We start from the raw sequence: 20,532 nt of genomic DNA on the forward strand, positions 1-20,532 counted from the left end.
TCACTGTCCCCGTGGGAGACGCTCGGCACCTACGGCCAGGAGTTCGTGGCCGACGCTGAAGCTGGTGTCCGCCGCGGTGAGCGCCCACCGCAGCACCACGCCGTCGACGATCCCGACCGTCAGCAGCACCACCGCCACCGCGGCGACGCCCTGGGCGACACCCCGCGGCAGCCTGATCCAGCGGCGCAGCAGCGCGGAGATCCCGCGCGCGACGAGGCGCAGGCCGCGGACGGCGGCGACGATGGTCGCGGCGAGCACGACGATCAGCGGTGCGGCGCGCAACCAGCCGGCGCTGGTCTCCGGCTCCATCCCCACGCGCGCGGCGGTCTGCCGCTGCCAGTCCGACGCCACCACCAGCACGACGACCAGGCTGGTGGGGACCGCGACGAGCCGCGCCGCCCACGCCCGGCGGGGGAGGCGGGGTGCCCGGCGCCGGATGGGCGCCGCGGTCCTCCGGTACACGCCGGTGCGCCGGAGCAGCCAGCCCAGGCCGACCCCGACGCCGTAGCCCGCGGCGGCGGACACCCCGCTGACGACGGGCTGGAACACCCAGTTCCGCGGCAGGATCGACGGCGTCATCGCCAGGAGGGCGAACAGCGTCGCCACCACCAGCCCGGTCGCGTCGGCCCGCAGGGCCCGCCAGCCGGGCCGGTCCAGCAACGGCACCGGGCCGGAGGTCCCCGCGCCGAGCCGTTCGTCCGACCACGCCCAGGCGGCGAGCGGCCCGCGCGCGGCCGTCACGGGCAGGCGACCCACTCCTCCTCGCCGTCGGTAAATACCTGCCGCTTCCAGATCGGCAGCCGCTTCTTCACCTCGTCGACGAGCTCGGCGCAGGCGCTGAACGCCTCGCCGCGGTGTGACGTGCTGACCGCGCAGGCCAGCGCGACGTCGCCGATGCCGAGCAGGCCGACTCGGTGGCTGACGGCGACGGCGTGCACGCCGGGACGGGCGGCGAACTCCTCGGCTAGCTCGGTGAGTACGTCGGCCGCGCTCGGGTGCCCGACGTACTCCAGCTCGGTCACCGACCGGCCGCCGTCGTGGTCGCGGACCACGCCGGCGAAGGAGACGACCGCGCCGGCCGCCTTGTCCGCGACGGCGTCCTCGTGCTCGGCGACGGACAGCGGCGCATCGACGACCCGGGCGATCACGGGGCCGAAGGTACTCCCGCCGTCGACCGGGCAGTCGTGGTCGCCGGCGCGCGCGGACACGCCGTCAGGAACGACCGCGACTGCTCACCCGGCCCCGGGCGGGGGCACGTCGAGGTCGGCCGGATCGGCCAGCCCGGTGCAGTCGACCTCGACGACGTCCCGGCCGGCCAGGTACCGGCGGGCCCCCTCGTCACCGGTGGCCGTCTCCGCGACGCCCGCCCAGTGGTCACGCCCGAGCAGCACCGGATGGGCCCGCACGCCGTCGTAGGTGGCGACGGCGAGCGCGTCCGGCGCCGCGTGCGCTGCGACGGCGGCGAGCGCCCCGGCCGTCATGCCGGGCATGTCCACCAGGGTGATCAGCGCCGCGTCGATCCGCCCGGGCCAGCCGCGCAGGCCGTCGAGGCCGGTGCGCAGCGAGGAGGCCATCCCGGTCTCCCAGTCCTTGTTGGCGAGCACGACGGCGCTCTCCAGCCGGGCGCTGCGCCAGACGTCGACCGCGCGCGCCCCGAGCACCACCAGCACCGGGTCGCACACGGCCACCGCCGTCGCCACGGCCCGCTCCACCAGCAGGCTGCCCTCGTACTCGACGAGCGCCTTCGGCATCCCGTAGCGGCGGCCGCCCCCGGCGGCGAGGACGACGGCGGCGGTGGTCATCCCGCCACTCTCCCAGCCCCTCCCGCGCGACCAAGGGTGCCGGGGTGGGTCAGCGGGCGTAGACGGCGACCTCGGAGGCCTTCACGCTCGCCCACACCTCGGCGCCCGCGGTCAGCCCCATCTCCGCGAAGGCGGTGGCGGTCACGTCGGCGATCAGCGGGACCTCGCCGGTCAGCTCGCACCGCACCGTGGCGCCGTGCGGGGTCGCCCCCGCCAGCCGGAGGGGCCAGACGTTGCGCGGGCTGCCGTCCGGGCGGGCCGCGTAGAGGGACACCGACTCGGGACGGACGGCCGCGAACACCGGGCCGGCCGCCTCCTCGGCCACCGCCACCGCTCCCCCGCCGTCGAGCCGCACCACCCGGGCCGCGGCGGTGCCCGGCAGCAGCGACAGGCCGACCAGCCGGGCCACGTAGTCGGTGCGCGGACGGCGGCTGACGTCGGCCGGCGTCCCGGCCTGCACCACCCGGCCCTCCTCGACGACGACGACGCGGTCGGCCAGCGCCATCGCGTCCACCGGGTCGTGGGTGACCAGCACGGTGCTGCCGCCGAACCCCGCCAGGTGCCGGCGCAGCTCGGCGCGCACCACCAGCCGGGTGCGCGCGTCCAGCGCCGAGAGCGGTTCGTCGAGCAGCAGCAGGGCCGGGTCGCCGACCAGCGCGCGGGCCAGCGCCGCCCGCTGCGCCTGACCGCCGGAGAGCTCGGCCGGCCGCCGGCTCCCGAGCCCCTCGAGCCCCACCCGGGCCAGCCACTCCCCGGCGGCCGCCCGCGCGGCGCCCCGGCCGGTGCCGCGGGTCCGCAGCCCGAAGGCGACGTTGTCGGCCACGCTCAGGTGCGGGAAGAGCAGCGCGTCCTGGAACACCATGCCCAGCCGCCGCCGGTGGGCGGGGACGTACGCGCCGTCGCCGTCCCAGACCTCGCCGTCGACGACGACCCGGCCGGAGTCGGGGCGCAGCAGCCCGGCCAGGATGCGCACGAGCGTGGACTTCCCGGCCCCGTTGGGTCCGAGGACGGCGAGCACCTCGCCGTCGGCGACCTCGATCCGCACGCCGAGGTGCAGCGTGCCCCGCCGCACGTCGACCGTCGCGGCCAGGCTCATGCCGGCGCCCGGCCGAGCCAGCGGTCCCGGAGCAGCAGGAGGGTGGCCAGCGAGACGGCCAGCAGGACCACCGAGAGCACGACCGCCGCGTCCGGGTCCCGCTGCAGCGCCAGGTAGACCGCCAGCGGCATCGTCTGCGTGGTGCCGGGGAAGTTGCCCGCGAAGGTGATGGTGGCGCCGAACTCGCCCAGCGCGCGGGCCCAGCACAGCACCGCGCCGGCGGCGATCCCCGGCGCGACGAGGGGCAGGGTCACGCGGCGGAAGCTGGTCCAGCGGCCGGCGCCGAGCGTGGCCGCGACCTCCTCGAAGCGGCCGTCGGCGGCGCGCAGCGCGCCCTCCACGCTGATGACGAGGAACGGCATGGCCACGAACGTCTCGGCGATCACCACGGCGGCGGTGGTGAACGGGATGGTGAGCCCGAAGGCGTCGTCGAGCCAGGCGCCGACGATCCCCTGCCGCCCGAGCACGAGGAACAGCGCCACGCCCCCGACCACCGGCGGGAGGACCAGCGGCACGGTCACCAGCGCCCGGAGCACCGACCGGCCCCGCGCTCGGGAGCGGGCGAGCACCCACGCCAGGGGGACGCCGAGCAGCAGCGAGAGGGCGGTGGCGAGCGTGGCGGAGACCAGCGACAGCCGCAGCGCCTCGCCGACCCCGGGCGCGGCCAGCTGGGTGCCGAGCTCGGACCACGGCGTGCGGACCAGCAGCCCGGCCAGCGGCAGGACGAGGAAGGCGACGGCGAGCGAGGCCGGGACCAGCAGCGGCGCCGGCACCCGGGTGGTCTCGCCGGCGCGGCTCACGACGGTGGCAGGAACCCGGCGTCGGCCAGGACCTGCTGCCCCTCCGGGGACCGGACGAGGTCGACGAACGCCTGCGCCGCCGCCGGGTCGCCCGCGCCCTCGAGGACGCCGATCGGGTAGCGGTTGACCGCGGCGGACGACTCGCGGAAGTCGAACGCGCGCACGTCGTCCCCCGCGGCGCGGACGTCGGAGAGGTAGACCAGCCCGGCGTCCACCTCTCCCAGGACGACCTTGGTGAGCACCGCACGGACGTCGTCCTCGTAGGTGTCGGGGGTGGCCCGGGCGCCCGAGGCGGTGAGCACCTGCTCGGCGGCCGCCCCGCAGGGCACCTCCGGCGCGCAGACGGCGAGCGTGAGGTCCCTGGGGAGCAGGTCGGCCAGACCGGGGATGCCGGCCCGGCCGGCCGGCTGCTCGACGCCGGCCGGGTTCTCCGCCGGCGTCACCAGCACCAGCGGGTTCTCCGCGAACACCTCCGGGTCGGCGACCAGCCCGGCGTCGACCACCCGCGCCATCTGCGCCTCGTCCGCCGTGGCGAGCACGTCGGCCGGGGCCCCCTGGAGCACCTGGGCCGCCAGCGCGGAGCTCCCGGCGGAGCTCACCCGCACCTCCAGCTGCGGGTTGGCGACCTCGAGCTGCTCCTCCAGCTCGGCGAACACGTCGGTGAGCGACGCCGCCGCGAGCACGGTGAGCGTGCCCGTCATGCCGGGATCGCCGGTTCCTCCCGGCCCGCCCTCGGCCACGCCGGGCGGCGCATCACCGCCGGTGCTCCCGCACCCGCCCAGCAGGAGCGCGCCGAGCAGGAGCAGCGCGGCCGGCCGGCGCCTCACGGCACGTCCACGCTGACCTGGGTGGCCTTGACCGTGGCGACTGCCCGCACCCCCGGCTCCAGCCCCAGCTCGTCGGCCGCCTCGCGGGACATCAGCGAGACGAGCCGGAACGGCCCGGCCTGGAGCTCGACCTGCGCCATCACGGTGTCGCGCACGACCCTGGTGACGATGCCGGTGAGCCGGTTGCGGGCCGACGACGGCGTCGTCCCCGGCTCGGGGGCGTCGCGCAGCCCGACGGCGACCCGCGCGAGCTCCGCGCCGTCGACGACGGCCGGCCCGCCACCCTCGCGGGAGGCGGTCAGCCGCTCGGAGTCGATCCAGCGGCGGACTGTGTCGTCGCTGACGCCGAGCAGCGCGGCGGCCTCGGCGATGCGGTAGCTGGCGGGCACCTCCGCAGCCTAGATCCGCAGCTGCGGATGCCGTAACCGGCTTTCCCCCGCACGCGCGGATGCATCGGGGACGAAGGGTCGCTCCAGTACCCGCGGCCCGCGCTTCTGACGCCCGATGTCGCCGGATCGTTGCGCAGGTTCTTTCGTCATCAAGTCGTTACCAGGAGATGCCGAATAGGGAGCGGCTCAGCGGACATGGAACAGGACCGACCGCAGATCCCACGCTCCGACCAAAGGGGAACGACATGAACAAGCTCACCCGCGGCATCGCCGCCGCCTCCTTCTCCGGCTTCCTGGCCCTGGGCCTCGCCGCCTGCGGCGAGGAGGAGGGCACCGTCGAGGTCACCGAGACCGAGCAGCTCACGGAGACCGAGCAGCTCGAGACCGAGGTCACCGAGACCCTCGAGCCGACCGAGACCGAGACCGCGACCGAGGAAGAGGTCGTGGAGACCGAGACCGAGGTCAACACCGAGACCGAGAGCGAGTTCGAGACCGAGACGAACAACTGACTCGGTGAGCACCGCCGCCACGTCGGCGGAGCAGCGGACCGCGGGCGGCGCCACCAGGCGCCGTCCGCGGTCGGCGTTCGTGGTGCCGCTGGTCCTGTTCTGCGTCGCCGCTGCCGTGCGGCTGTGGGACCTGGGCGATCCCGACCGGCTGTTCTTCGACGAGAAGTACTACGGCCCGGACTCCCTGGACTACGTCACCCGCGGCGTCGAGGAGGAGCGCCCGGCCCACCCCCCGTTCGGCAAGTGGGTCATCGCCCTCGGCATCCAGATCTTCGGCTACACCCCCTTCGGCTGGCGGATCGGCGTCGCCCTCGCCGGGTCGCTCACGGTCCTGCTGGTCCACCTCTGCGGCCTGCGGCTGTTCCGGCGCACCGCCCCCGCCGCCCTCGCGGCCCTGCTGGTGGCACTGGACGGGCTGACGGTGACGACCAGCCGCATGGCGATGCTCGACGCCACGCTGAGCCTGTGCGTGGTCCTCGCCTTCTGGCTGGTGCTGCTCGACCGGGACGCCCGGCGGCCCGGCCGGGGACCCGGCGAGGCCCTCCGCCGGTCCTTCCTCGGCTCCCGGTACCGGTGGCTGGCCGGCCTGGCACTCGGGCTCGCGGTCGCGACGAAGTGGTCCGGCCTGCTCGCCATCGCCGCCGCCGGTCTCCTCGTGCTCGGCACCGAGCTCGCCGGGCGCAGCGAGGGGCTCGCGCGGGGCACCCGCCGCGCGGCCGCCGTCGCCGCCGGTGGCGCGCTCAGCATGCTGGTGCTGCCGGCGGCCGTGTACGTGACCGCCCACGCCGGCTGGTTCGCCAACTACGAGGAGAGCTACGCCGGCACGCGCGCCTGCGAGGCCGGCGACTGCGCGACCGGCGCCGGTGACCGGCTGGAGACCTGGTGGCAGACCCAGGTCGACCTCGTCCAGTACCACCGCGACCTCGAGGCGACCCACCCGTACCGCTCGGACCCGCTGGGCTGGGCCTGGCTGGAGCGCCCGATCCTCGTCTACGCCGAGAGCTGCACGACCTCCCAGCAGGAGGCCGGCGAGTGCGAGGTGCCCCCCGGCACGGTCGCGCGGATCACCATGGTCGGCAGCCCCGCGCTGTGGTGGCCGGCGCTGCTGGCCTACCCGGTGCTGCTCTGGCGGGCCGTCGTCCGCCGGGACGGCGTCGCCGCCACGATCCTGGTCCCGCTGGTGCTGCTCTGGCTGCCCTGGCTGGCCGCCGGCAAGCCCGGTTACTTCTTCTACATGGCGCCCGTCGTGCCGTTCATCGCCCTGGGCCTCGTGCGCGCCGTCCAGGTGGCGCCCCGGCCGCGGCTGGTCGGGGGCGCGCTGGCCGTCCTCGCCGTGGCCTGCTTCGTCTTCTTCGCCCCGATCTGGCTAGGGATCCCGCTGGACCGGGACGCCCTCGACCTCCGGTACTGGCTGCCGTCCTGGCGGTGAGCCCGGCGGGTGGCGCACCACCTCGACGGCGACCCAGACCAGCGCGGCGGCGCGCAGGGCGACGGCGGCGCCCAGCACCGGGTAGGGCAGCCCCTCCCCGAGGCCCGCGCGCGCCGCGAGGTGCGGGAACTCCACCGCGTGCACCAGGACGTCGCTGAGCACGACGGCGACGAACGGCGCGGCCCGGCGCAGGACGAGGGCCATGAGCGGCACCAGCCAGAGCGTGTACTGCGGCGAGTAGACCTTGTTGGCCAGGACGAAGCAGACGAGCACCGGCAGCACGAGCTGCCACCACTCCTCGGGACGACGCCGGCGGGCGCCCAGGACGACGACCGCGACGGCGGTGACCGCGAAGACCCCCAGGCTCAGGACGCTCAGCGCGGCCGGCCCGGGCTCCGGGCCGCCCAGCCGCGCGAGCAGGAACCAGAGGCTGTCGACGTGCATGCCGCGTGCGCTGCTGAGCTCGTAGAACCGGTCCCAGCCGTCCGGGGCGAGCAGGTAGGCCGGCACGTGCACCGCGACGAACACCAGGCCGGCGGCGCCGCCGTGCAGCAGGGCGGCGCGGGGACGGCGACGGGCCAGCAGCGCCAGCACGACCAGCGGCACCAGGAACCCGGGGAACACCTTCGCCGCCGCGCCGAGCCCGGCGAGGACGCCCGACGCGGTGTGCCGTCCCCGTCGGTGCAGCAGGACCGCCCCGAGCAGCAGCAGGATCGGCAGCGTGTCCCAGTTGTAGAAGGCGTACAGGAACAGGGTGGGCGCCGCGGCCCACCACAGCAGCCGGGACGGCCCCAGCCCGAGGCGCCGCAGCAGGACCAGCGCGCCCAGCACCTCGGCCACCACGAACAGCCCGTTGGTGGCGGCGAAGGTGACGACGGTCGCCGTGCCCGGCAGCGCGTGCGCGAGAACGGCGGCCAGCCAGATCCGCACCGCGAGCACCGGCGGGTACTCCAGCGGCTCGGCCCCGTAGGGCCCCGCTCCCTCGGCCAGCCCGCGACGGGACCACAGCGGGGCGACGTCGGAGTAGCAGTAGCCGTAGTACTGCTCGCCGCCCGCCCAGCCACCGCCCAGGCAGCGCGCCCGGGCCCACCAGCCGCCGGCCAGCACGACCAGGGCGACGGCGACCACCGCCAGCTCCCCGGCCCGCCGGCCGCGTACGCCCGGCACCCCGCCGCCGGTCATGCGGTCCCCTTCCGTCGATGCGTTCCGCGCCCGGTCGGCGGCAGCACCCGGACACTGCCCAGACCGCCTGTGGACGACGCCCCGGTGTCCACAGGCGCCGCCCGCCCTCGTCGGCGGGAACGGGAAGCATGCCCGACGTGATCGACGACGCCTGGCTCACGGACCTGCTGCAGCACCGCAGCGCGATGCTGACCGACCCGGCGGTGGCCAGGGAACTGGCGGCCACGCTAGCCGCCCGAGCCCTCCCGGTCGACGGCGGCGGCCGCACCACGCGGAGCCTGCTCGCTGCCCTGGACCGGACGTGGGAGCGGGGCTGGCAGCCGGCCGACGTCGTGCACGCCGCCCGCCGGCAGGCGACCGCCGGGGCCGCGTCGCTGGCCGCGGCGCTCATCGGGGCGCACGCGCGGCGGACCGATGCGCTGGCGCGCGCGCCGGAGACCTGGGTCGACCAGCTCCGCGAGCTCGGCGCCACGGGCAGCGGGGACGACGCGGTGGTCGCCGCCTGGCACCGGGCGGAGGGACGGTCGCTCGCGGAGAGCTGGCGCACCGTGCTGCTGCTGTCCGGGATGCTGGCCACGACGGCGCGGCTGGAGGCGCTGGTGCCGCCGCCGTCGAGCTGGGGGACCGCCCGCCCGCGCCCCGCCCGCCCCGTCGGGGACGACGACCGTGCGTTGCGGCGCGTCCGCGGCCTGCTGGCCAAGGCGGAGGGGACCGACTACCCCGACGAGGCCGAGGCGCTGACCGCCAAGGCGCAGGAACTCATGGCCCGGCACGCGCTGGACGTGGCGCTGCTCGGCGCCGGGTCCGCGCCGGGCGCCGCGCGGGTCGCGGTGGGCGCCCGTCGCGTGCACGTCGCCGATCCCTACGTGCGCGCCAAGATGCAGTTGCTGGCCGCGGTCGCCGACGCGAACGACGTCCGGCTGGTCTGGTACCAGGGCCTGGGCATCGCCAACCTGGTCGGCGTCCGGCCGGACCTCGACGCGGTGGAGCTGCTGTTCACGTCGCTGCTGCTCCAGGTGTCGCAGGCGCTCGCCACCGCCGAGCGGCAGCACGGCCGCCGGCCGGCGTCCCGGTCGTTCCGCCGGGCCTTCCTGCTGGGCTACGCCCACCGGGTCGGGGAGCGGTTGCGGACCGCTCGCCGGGAGGCCACCGCCGACGCCGCCGCGGACCGGGGCGTGGACCTGCTGCCCGTGCTGCGGTCCCGGCAGGAGGCCGTCGAGACGGCCGTGGCGGAGCTCTTCCCGCACGTCCGGGCCGGCCGCGGCCGCGCCTCGGTCGACGCAGGCGGCTGGTACGCCGGCCGGGCGGCGGCCGAGCGCGCCGACGTCGGCCCGGACCACCCGGCGCTCGGCTGACGGAGCCTCGGGGGCGTTCCCGCGGGCACGCCGAGTGGGCCTGCACACCGTTTGTCCCGGACCCGTGCCGGAAAGAGGCAGCCGGTGCCTCCCTCCTCCGAGCGGGACAACCCCGCCGGCGCCACCGCAGCTGTCCGCACCCGCCGCATCCGCGAGTTCGCCCGCGACGTCCTCGGCTACGCGGACTTCCGCCCCGGGCAGGAGCGTGCGATGCAGGCCGTGGTCGGCGGGCGGGACACCCTCGCCGTCCTCCCCTCGGGAGCCGGGAAGACGGCGGTCTACCAGGTCGCCGGGCAGCTGCTGGACGGTCCGGTCGTCGTCGTCTCGCCGCTCATCGCGCTGCAGCGCGACCAGGTCGAGCGCCTCACCGAGCTCCCCGGCGAGGCGGGGCGCGCCGCGCAGCTGAACTCCAGCCTGTCGGCCGCCGACCAGCGGAACGCCCTGGAGGGAGTCGGTGACGGAACGGTCCGCTTCCTCTTCCTCGCGCCCGAGCAGCTGACCAAGCCCGAGGTGGTCGAGGCGATCGCGGCGGCGGACCCGGCGCTGGTCGTCGTCGACGAGGCGCACTGCGTCTCCGCCTGGGGTCACGACTTCCGCCCCGACTACCTGCGCCTCGGTGGCGTGATCGAGCAGCTGGGCCACCCGACCGTGCTGGCGCTCACCGCCACCGCCGCGCCGCCGGTCCGCGCCGAGATCGTCGAGCAGCTCGGCATGCGCGGGCCCGAGGTCGTCGTCGCCGGCTTCGACCGCCCGGAGATCCGGCTGGAGGTCGACCACTACGCCGACGCGCACGCCAAGGAGCAGGGCGTGCTCGACCGGGTGCTCGCCGAGATCGGCGAGGGCCGGGGGCCGGGGATCGTCTACAGCGCCACCCGCCGGGGCACCGAGGAGGTCGCCGCCGCGCTGACCGACCGCGGGCTGCGCGCGCAGGCCTACCACGCGGGGCAGAAGAAGACCGACCGCGAGGAGACCCAGCGCGCCTGGATGGCGGACGAGCTCGACGTCGTCGTCGCCACCACCGCCTTCGGCATGGGCATCGACAAGCCCGGCACCCGCTTCGTGATCCACGCCGAGCCGGCCGACTCCGTGGACAGCTACTACCAGGAGATCGGGCGGGCCGGCCGCGACGGGAAGGACGCGCTCGCCGTCCTGGTCTACCGGCAGGAGGACCTGGGCCTGCGCCGCTTCTTCGCCGCCGGCACCCCCGCCGAGGAGGAGTTGCAGCAGGTGGCGGGCCTGGTCGCCGCCGCGCCGGCCGCGGGCCTGGCCGACGGCGTGGACGTGGCGACCCTGCGCGAGGAGACCGGCCGAGCCGCCACCCCCCTGGCCCGCGCCCTCAACCTGCTCGAGCAGGTCTCCGCCGTCGTCGTGGACGAGGACGGCGCCGCCTCCCTGGCCGAGGGGGCCCCCGCGCCCGGGGAGGCGGCCGCCGCCGCCCGGGAGCTCGCCGAGCACCACGAGAGGGTCGACCAGAGCCGGGTGGAGATGATGCGCGGCTACGCCGAGACCACGGAGTGCCGCCGGCAGTTCCTGCTGGGCTACTTCGGCGAGCAGCTCGACCAGCCGTGCGGCAACTGCGACAACTGCTCGGCGGGCACCGCCCACGAACTCCCGGAGGGCGACGCCGACACCCCGTTCCCGGCCGAGACGGCGGTGGAGCACAGCGAGTGGGGCGCCGGGATCGTGATGCGCGTCGAGGACGACCGGATCACGGTTCTCTTCGACGACGTCGGCTACAAGACCCTCGCCCTGGCCGCCGTCCAGGAGCACGATCTGCTCCGCCGGCGCTGACCGGCGACTCGTCGCCCCGACCTGCGGGACGGCGGGACCGGGTTCATGATCACCACAGGTTTCCGGGCGCCACACCCGTCGCGCGCCCGGTCGGGAGGAGCAGCAGCGTGAAGGTCCTGGGCATCAACGCGATCTACCACGACCCGGCGGCGGCGCTGGTCGTCGACGGCAGGGTCGTGGCCGCGGCGGAGGAGGAGCGCTTCAGCCGGCGCAAGCACGGCAAGCGGCCCCTGCCCTGGAGCGCCTGGGAGCTGCCCGAGCTGTCCGCGGCCTGGTGCCTGAAGGAGGCCGGCATCCGGCCCGAGGAGCTCGACGCGGTCGCCTACTCCTTCGACCCCGGCCTGATGACGACCCCGGAGGAGACCGGCCTGTTCGACGACGGCGACGTCATGCGCAAGAAGTACGCCGAGATGGCGCCGGACTTCCTGGCGCACGCCCTCCCCGGGCTCGACCCGGCGAAGGTCCGGTTCGTGAAGCACCACGTCGCGCACGCGGCCTCGGCCGGGCTGGCCGCCCCGCAGCGGCAGAACGCGGTGCTCGTGCTCGACGGCCGCGGCGAGGCGCACAGCCACCTGGCCGGGCGCTACGTCGACGGCCGGCTGGAGATCCTGGCCGGGCAGGCGCTGCCGCACTCCCTCGGCCTGATGTACGAGGACCTCACCGACCACCTGGGCTTCCTGCGCAGCAGCGACGAGTTCAAGGTCATGGCGATGGCCAGCTACGGCAAGCCGCGCTTCGTCGGCGACCTCACCGAGCTGATCCGCGCCACCGACGACGGCGGCTTCCGCACCGAGAAGATCGACTTCACCGAGTTCGCCCCCCGCCTGGGCAAGGGCGACCAGTGGACCTCCGACCACGCCGACCTGGCCGCCAGCGTCCAGCAGCGGCTGGAGGAGGTGCTGATCGACCTGGCCCGCTGGGTGCACGAGCAGACCGGCGAGAAGACGCTCACCCTGGCCGGTGGCACCGCGCTGAACTGCGTCGCCAACACCCGCATCCTGGCCGAGAGCCCGTTCGAGCAGGTCTGGGTCCAGCCGGCTGCCGGCGACGCCGGGACGGCGCTGGGCGCCGCCCTGCACGTGGCCCGCGAGCTCGGCGAGGACACCCGGCCCATGCCGGGGGCGGCCCTCGGCCGCGGCTGGAGCGACGACGAGATCGAGCAGGTCCTGCAGACGGCGGCGATCGACTACGAGCGCCCGGACGACGTCGCCGAGGCGGTGGCCGAGGTGCTGGCCGACAACGGCATCGTCGCCTGGTTCCAGGGCCGCAGCGAGTACGGCCCGCGCGCACTGGGCCACCGCTCGCTCATGGCCCACCCCGGCTTCGAGGCCAACCTCGAGCGGATGAACGACGTCAAGGGCCGCGAGCAGTTCCGCCCGGTGGCGCCGATGGTGCTGCTGGAGAAGGCGCCGGAGATCTTCAGCCGCGGGCCGATCCCCTCGCCGTACATGCTCTTCGTGCACGACGTGGCGCCCGAGTGGCGCGACCGCATCCCCACGGTCACCCACGTCGACGGGACCGCGCGGATCCAGACCATCGACCCGGAGGCCCAGCCGCTGGTGCACCGGATGATCTCCGCCTTCGAGCGGCGCACCGGGCTGCCGGTGGTGGTCAACACCAGCCTGAACACCGCCGGCCGGCCGATGGTCGACGACCCGCGGGACGCGCTGGAGTGCTTCGGCTCGGCGCCGGTCGACCTGCTGGCGATCGGGCCGTTCGTCGTCCGCCGGGCGAAGGCGACGCCCCGCCCCGCGCAGGGCTGAACCGGTCCGTCCCGCGCCGGCGGGCGGCCGTCCGGTGACAGTTCGGCAACGACGGTCCTCCCGTCGGGTGATCGCCGTTAGGCCTGGTCTAGCCAGGGTAGGGCCCGGTGCAACCCGTCAGAACGCGGCGGGTCGACCACCATGGGAGGACAAAGATGTCTGCAGCAGCGGGCCGCACCGGGGCGGATCGCCCGGGGATGACCTGGCCGCAGATGCTGGCGCTCGCCATCGGCGTCATCTACCTGCTCGTCGGGATCGTCGGGTTCTTCATCACCGGGTTCGACAACTTCTTCGCGCACGACAGCGACGAGACGATCATCGGCTTCGAGATCAACCCGTTCCACAACATCGTCCACATCCTGATCGGTGCGGCGGGCATCGCCCTGTTCCGCACGCTCTCCGGCGCCCGCACGTACGGCTGGCTGCTGGCGATCGGGTACGGCGCCACGTTCGTCTACGGGCTGTTCGCCGTCGACGCCGAATGGGACTTCCTGAGCATCAACTGGGCCGACAACTGGCTGCACCTGGTCAGCGCCCTCGCCGGCCTGGCGATCGCGCTGGGTCCGGTCCGCAACGCCGTCGAGGGGCGCACGCGCGCCTGACCCCGGCCGCACCGGCCGCGCCCGCGGCCACCCCGGCGGAGCCGGGTCCCGTCGTCCACCCGGACGCCGGGGCCCGGCTCCGCCCCGGTCCGGGCCCGGCTCCACCCGCGTCCGCCGCACCGCCGGACCCCCGATGCGACGGCGATCACGTCCGGCGCTACGTTGCCCGTCATGGACTTCGCTCTCTCGCCCAAGGCCGAGGACGTCTGCGCCCGCGCATGGGACTTCATGCGCGAGCACGTGTTCCCCGCCGAGGCCGTCTACGACCAGTGGCGTGCCGAGCGCGGCCACGACAACCACGAGCACCCGCCCGTGCTGGAGGAGCTCAAGGCCGAGGCGCGCAAGCGCGGCCTGTGGAACCTCTTCCACCACGAGGTCGGCGGGCTGTCGAATCTCGAGTACGCCTCGGTCGCCGAGATCACCGGCTGGTCGCCGGTCATCGCGCCGGAGTCGATGAACGTCGGCGCCCCGGACACCGGCAACATGGAGACGCTCATGCTCTTCGGCACGCCGGAGCACAAGGAGCGCTGGCTGAACCCGCTGCTCGAGGGCGAGATCCGCTCCGGCTTCGCGATGACCGAGCCCGACGTCGCCAGCTCCGACGCGCGCAACATCCAGACCTCGATCGTGCGTGACGGCGACGAGTACGTGATCAACGGCCGCAAGTGGTGGACCTCCGGGGCCGCCGACCCGCGCTGCCAGATCTTCATCGTCATGGGCAAGACCGACCCCGACGGCCCGCCGCACCGGCAGCAGTCGATGGTCCTCGTCCCCCGGGACACCCCGGGCCTGGAGATCATCCGGCACCTGCCGGTGTTCGGGTACCAGGACCAGCACGGCCACTCCGAGCTCCGGTTCACCGACGTCCGGGTACCGGTCAGCAACATCCTCTCCGGCGAGGGTGACGGCTTCATGATCGCCCAGGCCCGGCTCGGCCCCGGCCGCATCCACCACTGCATGCGCGCCATCGGCATGGCCGAGCGCGCCCTGGCGCTGATGGTCGAGCGCAGCAAGAACCGCGTCGCCTTCGGCCGCCCGCTGGCCGAGCAGGGCACGGTGCGGGAGGCCATCGCGCTCTCCCGGATCGAGATCGACCAGGCGCGGCTCTACGTGCTGAAGACGGCCGACCTGATCGACAAGTACGGCGCCAAGGGCGCGCGCACCGAGATCTCGGCGATCAAGGTCGCCGCTCCCAAGGTGGCCCTGGACGTCATCGACCGCGCCATCCAGGTGCACGGCGGCGCCGGCGTCAGCAACGACACCGTGCTCGCCCGCTTCTACGCCAGCGCCCGCACGCTGCGCATCGTCGACGGCCCGGACGCGGTGCACATCCGCGGCGTGGCCAAGGAGGAGCTGGCGCGGGAGCGCCCCTTCACCGGCTGACCGCGCGCGCACGACCGGTGGCCCGGAACCGCACGCGGTTCCGGGCCACCGTCGTCTGCGGGCTCAGGGGCTGAGCGTGGTGCCGAAGCCGCCCCCGGCCAGCTTGCTCATCAGCTGGGTGCGGTCCAGGCCCATCTCGGCCAGGGCGTCGCCGTCCCGGTCGGTGTCGATCTTGTCGCCGAACCGCCCCTCCACCTGCTCGGCCGTGTCGTTGTCGCCCTCGGTGCGCAGCATCCGCACCAGCTCCTGCTTGTCGAGCTTCACCGGTCCTCCTTCGTCGCCACCTGTCGCCGGAGTGTGGTGCGCCTCACCTCCGGTCGCAACGGCGGCGGACGCCGCGACGGACGCGGGGCGCGCTCAGCCGCGGCCGGCGCGCCGGACCAGGAGGGCGCCGACGACCGCCAGCACGACGGCGACGGCGAGCTGGCCGATGCCCACGCCGGCCTGGTCACCGGCGAACCAGGTCGGGGTGGACACCAGCAGCACGACGGCGACCCCGAGGACGAGCAGCCCGACCAGCCGCTCGCGGCGGGCAGTGCGGGAGACGGGAGTACCGGGGGACGGGTGCGTCATGCCCCCACCCTGCCAAACCGCCCCGCGCCCCGGTCGGGGACGGCGGGCCGGGCCGATCCTGCCGGTGCCACCGGGCGTCCGGTCCCGCCGGGTTGCCCGGCGGAGGGGTAGCGGCAGGCCGGACGGGGAACTCCCGTACGAGCACGACCGGAGGTCCCGTCGGCGCAGGTTGCGACGACGCAGGTCGAGTCGACCCGGAGGTCCCGATGTCCCAGACGTCCCCGCAGGCAGCCGTGCTGACCGAGCTGGAACCGGTGGTCGCGGAGAACCTCGACCGGCACATCCGGATGGCCAAGGAGTGGCACCCGCACGACTACGTGCCCTGGGACGAGGGCCGGAACTTCGCCTTCCTCGGCGGCGAGGACTGGTCGCCCGAGCAGTCCCGGCTCGACGAGACGGCCAAGGCCGCGATGTTCGTGAACCTGCTGACCGAGGACAACCTGCCCAGCTACCACCGCGAGATCGCGACCCGGTTCGGCCGGGACGGCGCCTGGGGCCAGTGGGTGGGCCGCTGGACGGCGGAGGAGGGGCGGCACGGCGTCGCGCTGCGCGACTACCTCGTCGTCACCCGCGGCGTCGACCCGGTCGAGCTGGAGCGGGCCCGGATGGACTACATGACCACCGGCTACGACTCCGGCGACAAGACCCCGCTCGAGGCGGTCGCCTACGTGTCCTTCCAGGAGCTGGCCACCCGTGTCTCGCACCGCAACACCGGCAAGGCCACCGGCGACCCGATCGCGGACAAGCTGCTGGCCCGCATCGCCACCGACGAGAACCTGCACATGATCTTCTACCGGAACCTCGTCACGGCGGCGTTCGACATCGACCCGGACGAGACCATGAAGGCCGTCGCCACCGAGGTCATGAACTTCGAGATGCCCGGCGCCAACATGGCGAACTTCCGGAAGAACTCCACGATCATCGCCAAGGCCGGCATCTACGACCTGCGCCTGCACCACGACGAGGTCGTCAGCCCCATCCTGCGCACCTGGAAGGTCTTCGAGCGCAGCGACCTCGGGCCCGCAGGCGAGCAGGCCCGCGAGCAGCTGGCCGAGTTCCTGACCGGGCTGGACGCCCAGGCCTCGAAGTTCGTGGAGAGCCGCGAGCGGCTGCGCGCCCGCATGGCGGCCAGGGGCGAGGCCCCCGTCCAGGTCTGACAGCTCCGCGCGGCGCTCAGAGCGGGCAGGCCATGACGATCTCGTCGCGGTCGTCGCCGGGAGCGACCCGGATCGCGCCGGGCAGCCGGCCGACCTCCGCGTAGCCCAGGCTCCGATAGAACGCGTCCAACCCCGTGCCCCCGCGGGCGGTCAGGTGGAGGAACTCCCACCCCCGCTCCCGGGCGATCCGGTGCACCCCGTCCATCAGCACCCGGCCCAGCCCCTGGCCCTGGCGCGACGGGTGCACCTGCACCCGCAGGACCGTGCCCCAGTGGCGGCGCAGCGGGCTCAGCGACCCGACGACGCTGGCGAACCCGGCCGTCTCGCCGTCCACCTCCAGCAGGGCGAGCACGTCCCGGCCGGAGTGGACCCCCTCCAGGAGCTTGTCCAGCAACGGGACGACCTCCTCCGGCGTCACCGGGGGCACGAACCCCACGGCGCCCCCGGCGTTGGTCACGTCGGTCCAGCAGGCGAGCAGCTCGGCGCGCAGCGCGGCGTCGACGGTGGCAACGGGCCGGACGGCAGCAGCGGGCACCCGGCCATTCTCCGCCGCGGCGCGGCGCACCCCGAGGCCGCCCCCGCTCCCGGCGTCCCGTCCCTTGTCAGGCAAGCGAACGGTTGCCTATCCTGCCGGCGTGGGCGACGTGTTCAAGGCGCTCGCGGACCCCACCCGGCGGGCCATCCTCGACGTGCTCCAAGAGCGCGACGGCCAGACGCTGTTCGAGCTGGTCAACCGGCTGCTCACCCGGCACGGGGTCGGCTCCTCGCGCCAGGCCGTCTCCCAGCACCTGGACGTGCTCGAGGCCGCGGGCCTGGTGCGCACCCGCCGCGAGGGGCGCTGCAAGTACCACCACCTGGACACCTCCCCGCTGCGCGCCGTCACCGAGCGGTGGCGGATCGACCCCTGAGGAGGGCATCGTGCGGATCACCCTGACCAGCGTCTTCGTCGACGACCAGGCGAAGGCGCTGCGCTTCTACACCGACGTGCTCGGCTTCGTGCCGAAGAACGACGTCCCGCTCGGCGAGCACCGCTGGCTCACCGTCGTCTCACCCGAGCAGCCCGACGGCGTGGAACTGGCCCTCGAGCCCGACGAGCACCCGGTGGCGAAGGCGTACAAGGCCGGGCTCGTCGCCGACGGCATCCCCTACAACTCGTTCACCGTGGCCGACGTGCAGGCGGAGTACGACCGGCTCACCGCCCTGGGGGTCACCTTCACCCAGCCGCCGACGGCCATGGGGCCGGTCACCACCGCCGTGCTCGACGACACCTGCGGCAACCTGCTGCAGATCGCCGCTCCGAACTGACCGGTCAGCCCTGGCGGGTCGGCGGCTCGCCCTCGGCGCGGGCCTCCGCCGCCCGGGCGGGGTCGTAGGCGCAGGCGTCGGCGACGTCTGTGACCGGACCGGCCGCCTCGGCCGGCGCGGGGCCGGGCTCGGTGCCGTCCGCCGGCTCCGTGCCGTCCGCGGGCTCGGCGCCCTCCGCGGGCTCGGCGCCCTCTGCGGGCGACGGCGACGGCGAGGTGGCCGGCGGGGGGTCGATCGCCTCATCGACCAGCCGCCGGATGAGGTCGTAATCGGGGTAGGCGGGCTCGATCACCGTCTGGTCGAGGACCAGGCTGCGGATCTCGGCGTCCTTGACCAGGAAGGCCAGGTCGACGAAGTCGTCGAGCCGCGAGCGCGGGATGTCGGTGCTGACGATGTCCTCGGTCGTCGCGGCCAGCTCCTGGTAGCGCTGCAGCAGCGTCACCGGGTCGGCGGCGTCCACGATCGCGGAGATCGCGCACCGCTGCCGCGCCATGCGGTCGTAGTCGGTGAGCCCGAACCGGCCGCGGGCGAACTGCAGGGCTGTGAAGCCGTCCATGCGCTTGTCCGGCCCCGGGGCGATGTAGTCGTCGGGCAACTGCCCGGTGCCCGGGTCGCCGTTGATCGGCACGTAGTAGTTGACGTTCACCGTGATCCCGCCGAGCGCGTCGACCAGCCGGCTGAAGCCCTCGAGGTTCACCAGCACGTAGTAGTCGATGCGCAGCCCGAGGGCCTCGCCGACGCCGAGCTTCAGGAAGTCGGCCCCGGGGTCGTCGGTGGGGCCCAGGACGTCGGGGTACCACGCCGGGCCGTTGCGGTAGACGGCGTTGAGCAGGCTCTCGCTCTCGCTCCCGGCGTCGAAGCCGTCGGGGTAGACCTCGCCGAGCGGGCTGTCCGCCGGGAAGGGCAGCTCCTCGAGGTTGCGCGGCAGGCTGATGAGCGTCGTGTCACCGGTCCCGGTGTCGACGCTGGCCACGATCACCGTGTCGGTGCGGACGCCTTCCCGGCCCTCGCCGCCGTCGCCCCCCAGCAGCAGCACGTTCACCCGCTCCCGGCCGCCGAAGAGCTCGGCGTCGTCGTCCGGGCCGTCGCTCACGGTCGCCGACCTCCGGTCGTCGCCGAACACGCCGGCGATGAGGTCCCGGGACGTCGCCGCCAGCTGCCCGATGAACACCGCCGGAGCGACGATCGCGGCCACGAGGAGCGCCACGACCACGCCGCCGGCGACGCGCCGCCCGCGCGACGTCCGGGGCGGGACGAGCATCCGGTAGCCGGCGACCACCACGGCGGTCCACGCCACCGCGAGCACCCCCACCCCGACCGTCGCCCAGAGCAGGGCGTCGGTGTCGACGAGCGTGCGGGCGGCGAACCGCTGCCCGCCGGTGGCCAGCCAGATGCCGGCGAGCAGGAGCAGCACGAAGACGGTCAGGACGACGGCACCGAGCCGGCGGCGGCCGGCCGCGAGGAGACCGGTGCCGGGCACCAGTGCGCCCAGCACGGTCCAGCCGAGCGCCGCGCCGAAGCTCCGCCGGCCCTGCGGGGACCCTCCGACCGTGGCACCACCGCCGCGAGCAGGAGGCGTCGCCCCGGCGGTCATACCGCGTCCCCTCCGTCCGGCCTGCTCATCCGGCCATGATGGCACCGTTCGGCCAGGTGGGGGCGGGGTCGGCCGCGCCCCCGGCCGGGACCGCCCGATCCGGCGACGCGGCCGGCCGGGCGCGGGCGCCGTCGACGTCGGCAGCCCTCCGTAAGCTCCGGCCCGTGCGCCTGGCCACCTGGAACGTGAACTCGATCCGCACCCGCGCCGACCGCGTGGCGGCCTTCCTGGAACGGCACGACGTCGACGTCCTGGCCATGCAGGAGACCAAGTGCCGGGACGAGCAGTTCCCGGAGGAGCGGTTCACCTCGCTGGGCTACGAGGTCGCCCGCGTCGGCTACTCGCAGTGGAACGGGGTGTCGATCCTGTCCCGCGTCGGCCTCGACGACGTCACCGTCGGCTTCCCGGGGCAGCCCTGCTGGGGCGAGGACACCACCTGCGAGGCGCGCGCCCTGGCCGCCACCTGCGCGGGGGTGCGGGTGTGGAGCCTGTACGTGCCGAACGGGCGCACGCTCGCCGATCCGCACTACGCCTACAAGCTCGAGTGGCTGGCCGCGCTGCGGAGCAGCGCCGCGGGCTGGCTGGCCGAGGACCCGTCCGCGCCGGTGGCCCTGGTCGGCGACTGGAACATCGCGCCGCAGGACGACGACGTCTGGGACATGTCGGTTTTCAGCACCTCCACGCACGTCTCCGCGCCGGAGCGGGCCGCGTTCCAGGCCGTCGTGGACGCCGGGTACGCCGACGTGGTGCGTCCGCACGCGCCGGGGCCGGGGGTCTACACCTACTGGGACTACACGCAGCTGCGCTTCCCGCGCCGCGAGGGCATGCGGATCGACTTCGTACTGGGCTCCCCGGCGCTGGCCGGCCGGGTCACCGGCGCCTTCATCGACCGCGAGGAGCGCAAGGGCAAGGGCGCCAGCGACCACGCCCCGGTGGTCGTCGACCTGGCCTGACCGGCCCGTAGCCTGGCGTCCC

General features: G+C 74.9%; 23 protein-coding genes. 11 read left to right on the forward strand and 12 right to left on the reverse strand.

Going from position 1 to position 20,532, the window contains the following annotated elements; genetic code table 11:
* From ACI790_RS06420 to ACI790_RS06450, 7 genes are read right to left on the reverse strand one after another with little or no spacing between them, the layout of a single operon-like run.
* On the reverse strand, positions 1-741 hold the full coding sequence (locus ACI790_RS06420) for an alpha/beta-hydrolase N-terminal domain-containing protein (protein ID WP_456568959.1): 741 nt from the start codon (positions 739-741) through the stop codon (positions 1-3).
* On the reverse strand, positions 738-1,208 hold the full coding sequence (locus ACI790_RS06425; RefSeq protein ID WP_456568960.1) for a molybdenum cofactor biosynthesis protein MoaE: 471 nt from the start codon (positions 1,206-1,208) through the stop codon (positions 738-740). Before ACI790_RS06425 ends, ACI790_RS06420 begins: the two co-directional genes overlap by 4 nt.
* Before the next feature lie 24 nt (positions 1,209-1,232).
* Positions 1,233-1,802: a nucleotidyltransferase family protein gene (locus ACI790_RS06430; protein ID WP_456568961.1), complete on the reverse strand. Its 570-nt coding sequence runs from the start codon at positions 1,800-1,802 to the stop codon at positions 1,233-1,235.
* Positions 1,803-1,851: 49 nt separating this feature from the next.
* A complete protein-coding gene (locus ACI790_RS06435) occupies positions 1,852-2,898 on the reverse strand; it encodes an ABC transporter ATP-binding protein (protein WP_456568962.1) in 1,047 nt (348 codons plus the stop codon).
* Positions 2,895-3,698, reverse strand: a complete 804-nt coding sequence (locus ACI790_RS06440; protein ID WP_456568963.1) for an ABC transporter permease — start codon at positions 3,696-3,698, stop codon at positions 2,895-2,897. Before ACI790_RS06440 ends, ACI790_RS06435 begins: the two co-directional genes overlap by 4 nt.
* Positions 3,695-4,525, reverse strand: a complete 831-nt coding sequence (gene modA, locus ACI790_RS06445) for a molybdate ABC transporter substrate-binding protein (RefSeq protein ID WP_456568964.1) — start codon at positions 4,523-4,525, stop codon at positions 3,695-3,697. The genes ACI790_RS06440 and modA overlap by 4 nt, the downstream gene beginning before the upstream one ends.
* On the reverse strand, positions 4,522-4,914 hold the full coding sequence (locus ACI790_RS06450) for a TOBE domain-containing protein (protein WP_456568965.1): 393 nt from the start codon (positions 4,912-4,914) through the stop codon (positions 4,522-4,524). Before ACI790_RS06450 ends, modA begins: the two co-directional genes overlap by 4 nt.
* Positions 4,915-5,159: 245 nt before the next feature.
* Here ACI790_RS06450 and ACI790_RS06455 point away from each other — a divergent pair, with 245 nt between their 5' ends.
* Both ACI790_RS06455 and ACI790_RS06460 read left to right on the forward strand, forming a co-directional pair.
* Entirely contained in the window at positions 5,160-5,423 is a 264-nt protein-coding gene (locus tag ACI790_RS06455) for a hypothetical protein (protein WP_456568966.1), read from the forward strand.
* 4 nt (positions 5,424-5,427) lie between these two features.
* Entirely contained in the window at positions 5,428-6,852 is a 1,425-nt protein-coding gene (locus tag ACI790_RS06460; RefSeq protein ID WP_456568967.1) for a phospholipid carrier-dependent glycosyltransferase, read from the forward strand.
* Here the strand turns inward: ACI790_RS06460 and ACI790_RS06465 are convergent.
* The gene (locus ACI790_RS06465) at positions 6,790-8,034 is read right to left on the reverse strand and encodes a glycosyltransferase 87 family protein (RefSeq protein WP_456568968.1); all 1,245 of its coding nucleotides are present in this window, start codon (positions 8,032-8,034) and stop codon (positions 6,790-6,792) included. The genes ACI790_RS06460 and ACI790_RS06465 overlap by 63 nt on opposite strands.
* Before the next feature lie 128 nt (positions 8,035-8,162).
* On the opposite strand from ACI790_RS06465, the gene ACI790_RS06470 reads away from it, so the two are divergent.
* From ACI790_RS06470 to ACI790_RS06490, 5 genes are all read left to right on the forward strand, one after another.
* Positions 8,163-9,389 (forward strand): DUF2786 domain-containing protein, encoded by a 1,227-nt coding sequence (locus ACI790_RS06470; RefSeq protein WP_456568969.1) that lies wholly within the window; start codon positions 8,163-8,165, stop codon positions 9,387-9,389.
* 84 nt (positions 9,390-9,473) lie between these two features.
* On the forward strand, positions 9,474-11,180 hold the full coding sequence (locus tag ACI790_RS06475) for a RecQ family ATP-dependent DNA helicase (RefSeq protein ID WP_456568970.1): 1,707 nt from the start codon (positions 9,474-9,476) through the stop codon (positions 11,178-11,180).
* 107 nt (positions 11,181-11,287) lie between these two features.
* Positions 11,288-12,943 carry a carbamoyltransferase family protein gene (locus ACI790_RS06480; protein ID WP_456568971.1) on the forward strand — a complete coding sequence of 552 codons (1,656 nt, stop codon included), beginning with the start codon at positions 11,288-11,290 and terminating at the stop codon, positions 12,941-12,943.
* Positions 12,944-13,140: 197 nt separating this feature from the next.
* Positions 13,141-13,545 carry a DUF4383 domain-containing protein gene (locus ACI790_RS06485; RefSeq protein WP_456568972.1) on the forward strand — a complete coding sequence of 135 codons (405 nt, stop codon included), beginning with the start codon at positions 13,141-13,143 and terminating at the stop codon, positions 13,543-13,545.
* Positions 13,546-13,716: 171 nt separating this feature from the next.
* On the forward strand, positions 13,717-14,928 hold the full coding sequence (locus ACI790_RS06490) for an acyl-CoA dehydrogenase family protein (protein ID WP_456568973.1): 1,212 nt from the start codon (positions 13,717-13,719) through the stop codon (positions 14,926-14,928).
* 63 nt (positions 14,929-14,991) lie between these two features.
* On the opposite strand, the gene ACI790_RS06495 is transcribed toward ACI790_RS06490, so the two are convergent.
* A complete protein-coding gene (locus ACI790_RS06495; RefSeq protein ID WP_456568974.1) occupies positions 14,992-15,192 on the reverse strand; it encodes a hypothetical protein in 201 nt (66 codons plus the stop codon).
* A 93-nt stretch (positions 15,193-15,285) separates the two neighbouring features.
* Positions 15,286-15,501 (reverse strand): hypothetical protein, encoded by a 216-nt coding sequence (locus tag ACI790_RS06500; RefSeq protein WP_456568975.1) that lies wholly within the window; start codon positions 15,499-15,501, stop codon positions 15,286-15,288.
* Positions 15,502-15,707: 206 nt separating this feature from the next.
* Between ACI790_RS06500 and ACI790_RS06505 the strand changes: the two genes are divergently transcribed.
* Complete coding sequence (locus ACI790_RS06505; protein WP_456568976.1) at positions 15,708-16,658, forward strand: acyl-ACP desaturase; 951 nt, start codon at positions 15,708-15,710, stop codon at positions 16,656-16,658.
* Between the two features lie 16 nt (positions 16,659-16,674).
* Here the strand turns inward: ACI790_RS06505 and ACI790_RS06510 are convergent, their stop codons facing one another.
* Positions 16,675-17,193 carry an N-acetyltransferase family protein gene (locus ACI790_RS06510; RefSeq protein ID WP_456568977.1) on the reverse strand — a complete coding sequence of 173 codons (519 nt, stop codon included), beginning with the start codon at positions 17,191-17,193 and terminating at the stop codon, positions 16,675-16,677.
* Positions 17,194-17,293: 100 nt separating this feature from the next.
* On the opposite strand from ACI790_RS06510, the gene ACI790_RS06515 reads away from it, so the two are divergent.
* Together ACI790_RS06515 and ACI790_RS06520 are read left to right on the forward strand one after the other, a co-directional pair.
* Positions 17,294-17,566: an ArsR/SmtB family transcription factor gene (locus ACI790_RS06515; RefSeq protein ID WP_456568978.1), complete on the forward strand. Its 273-nt coding sequence runs from the start codon at positions 17,294-17,296 to the stop codon at positions 17,564-17,566.
* A gap of 10 nt (positions 17,567-17,576) precedes the next feature.
* A complete protein-coding gene (locus ACI790_RS06520) occupies positions 17,577-17,963 on the forward strand; it encodes a VOC family protein (RefSeq protein WP_456568979.1) in 387 nt (128 codons plus the stop codon).
* A gap of 4 nt (positions 17,964-17,967) precedes the next feature.
* Here ACI790_RS06520 and ACI790_RS06525 read toward each other — a convergent pair whose 3' ends face one another.
* On the reverse strand, positions 17,968-19,557 hold the full coding sequence (locus tag ACI790_RS06525) for an LCP family protein (protein ID WP_456568980.1): 1,590 nt from the start codon (positions 19,555-19,557) through the stop codon (positions 17,968-17,970).
* A 164-nt stretch (positions 19,558-19,721) separates the two neighbouring features.
* Between ACI790_RS06525 and ACI790_RS06530 the strand changes: the two genes are divergently transcribed.
* On the forward strand, positions 19,722-20,510 hold the full coding sequence (locus ACI790_RS06530; RefSeq protein ID WP_456568981.1) for an exodeoxyribonuclease III: 789 nt from the start codon (positions 19,722-19,724) through the stop codon (positions 20,508-20,510).
* Positions 20,511-20,532: the final 22 nt, after the last annotated feature.

Source organism: Blastococcus sp. SYSU DS0539, from assembly GCF_054050855.1.

Bases quoted from the DNA above. Each gene is read 5' to 3' on its own strand.
- ACI790_RS06465 (WP_456568968.1), bottom strand. From the start codon at position 8,034: ATGACCGGCGGCGGGGTGCCGGGCGTACGCGGCCGGCGGGCCGGGGAG.
- ACI790_RS06490 (WP_456568973.1), top strand. From the start codon at position 13,717: ATGGACTTCGCTCTCTCGCCCAAGGCCGAGGACGTCTGCGCCCGCGCA.
- ACI790_RS06500 (WP_456568975.1), bottom strand. From the start codon at position 15,501: ATGACGCACCCGTCCCCCGGTACTCCCGTCTCCCGCACTGCCCGCCGC.
- ACI790_RS06485 (WP_456568972.1), top strand. From the start codon at position 13,141: ATGACCTGGCCGCAGATGCTGGCGCTCGCCATCGGCGTCATCTACCTG.
- ACI790_RS06430 (WP_456568961.1), bottom strand. From the start codon at position 1,802: ATGACCACCGCCGCCGTCGTCCTCGCCGCCGGGGGCGGCCGCCGCTAC.
- ACI790_RS06505 (WP_456568976.1), top strand. From the start codon at position 15,708: ATGTCCCAGACGTCCCCGCAGGCAGCCGTGCTGACCGAGCTGGAACCG.
- ACI790_RS06525 (WP_456568980.1), bottom strand. From the start codon at position 19,557: ATGACCGCCGGGGCGACGCCTCCTGCTCGCGGCGGTGGTGCCACGGTC.
- ACI790_RS06455 (WP_456568966.1), top strand. From the start codon at position 5,160: ATGAACAAGCTCACCCGCGGCATCGCCGCCGCCTCCTTCTCCGGCTTC.
- ACI790_RS06435 (WP_456568962.1), bottom strand. From the start codon at position 2,898: ATGAGCCTGGCCGCGACGGTCGACGTGCGGCGGGGCACGCTGCACCTC.
- ACI790_RS06470 (WP_456568969.1), top strand. From the start codon at position 8,163: ATGCCCGACGTGATCGACGACGCCTGGCTCACGGACCTGCTGCAGCAC.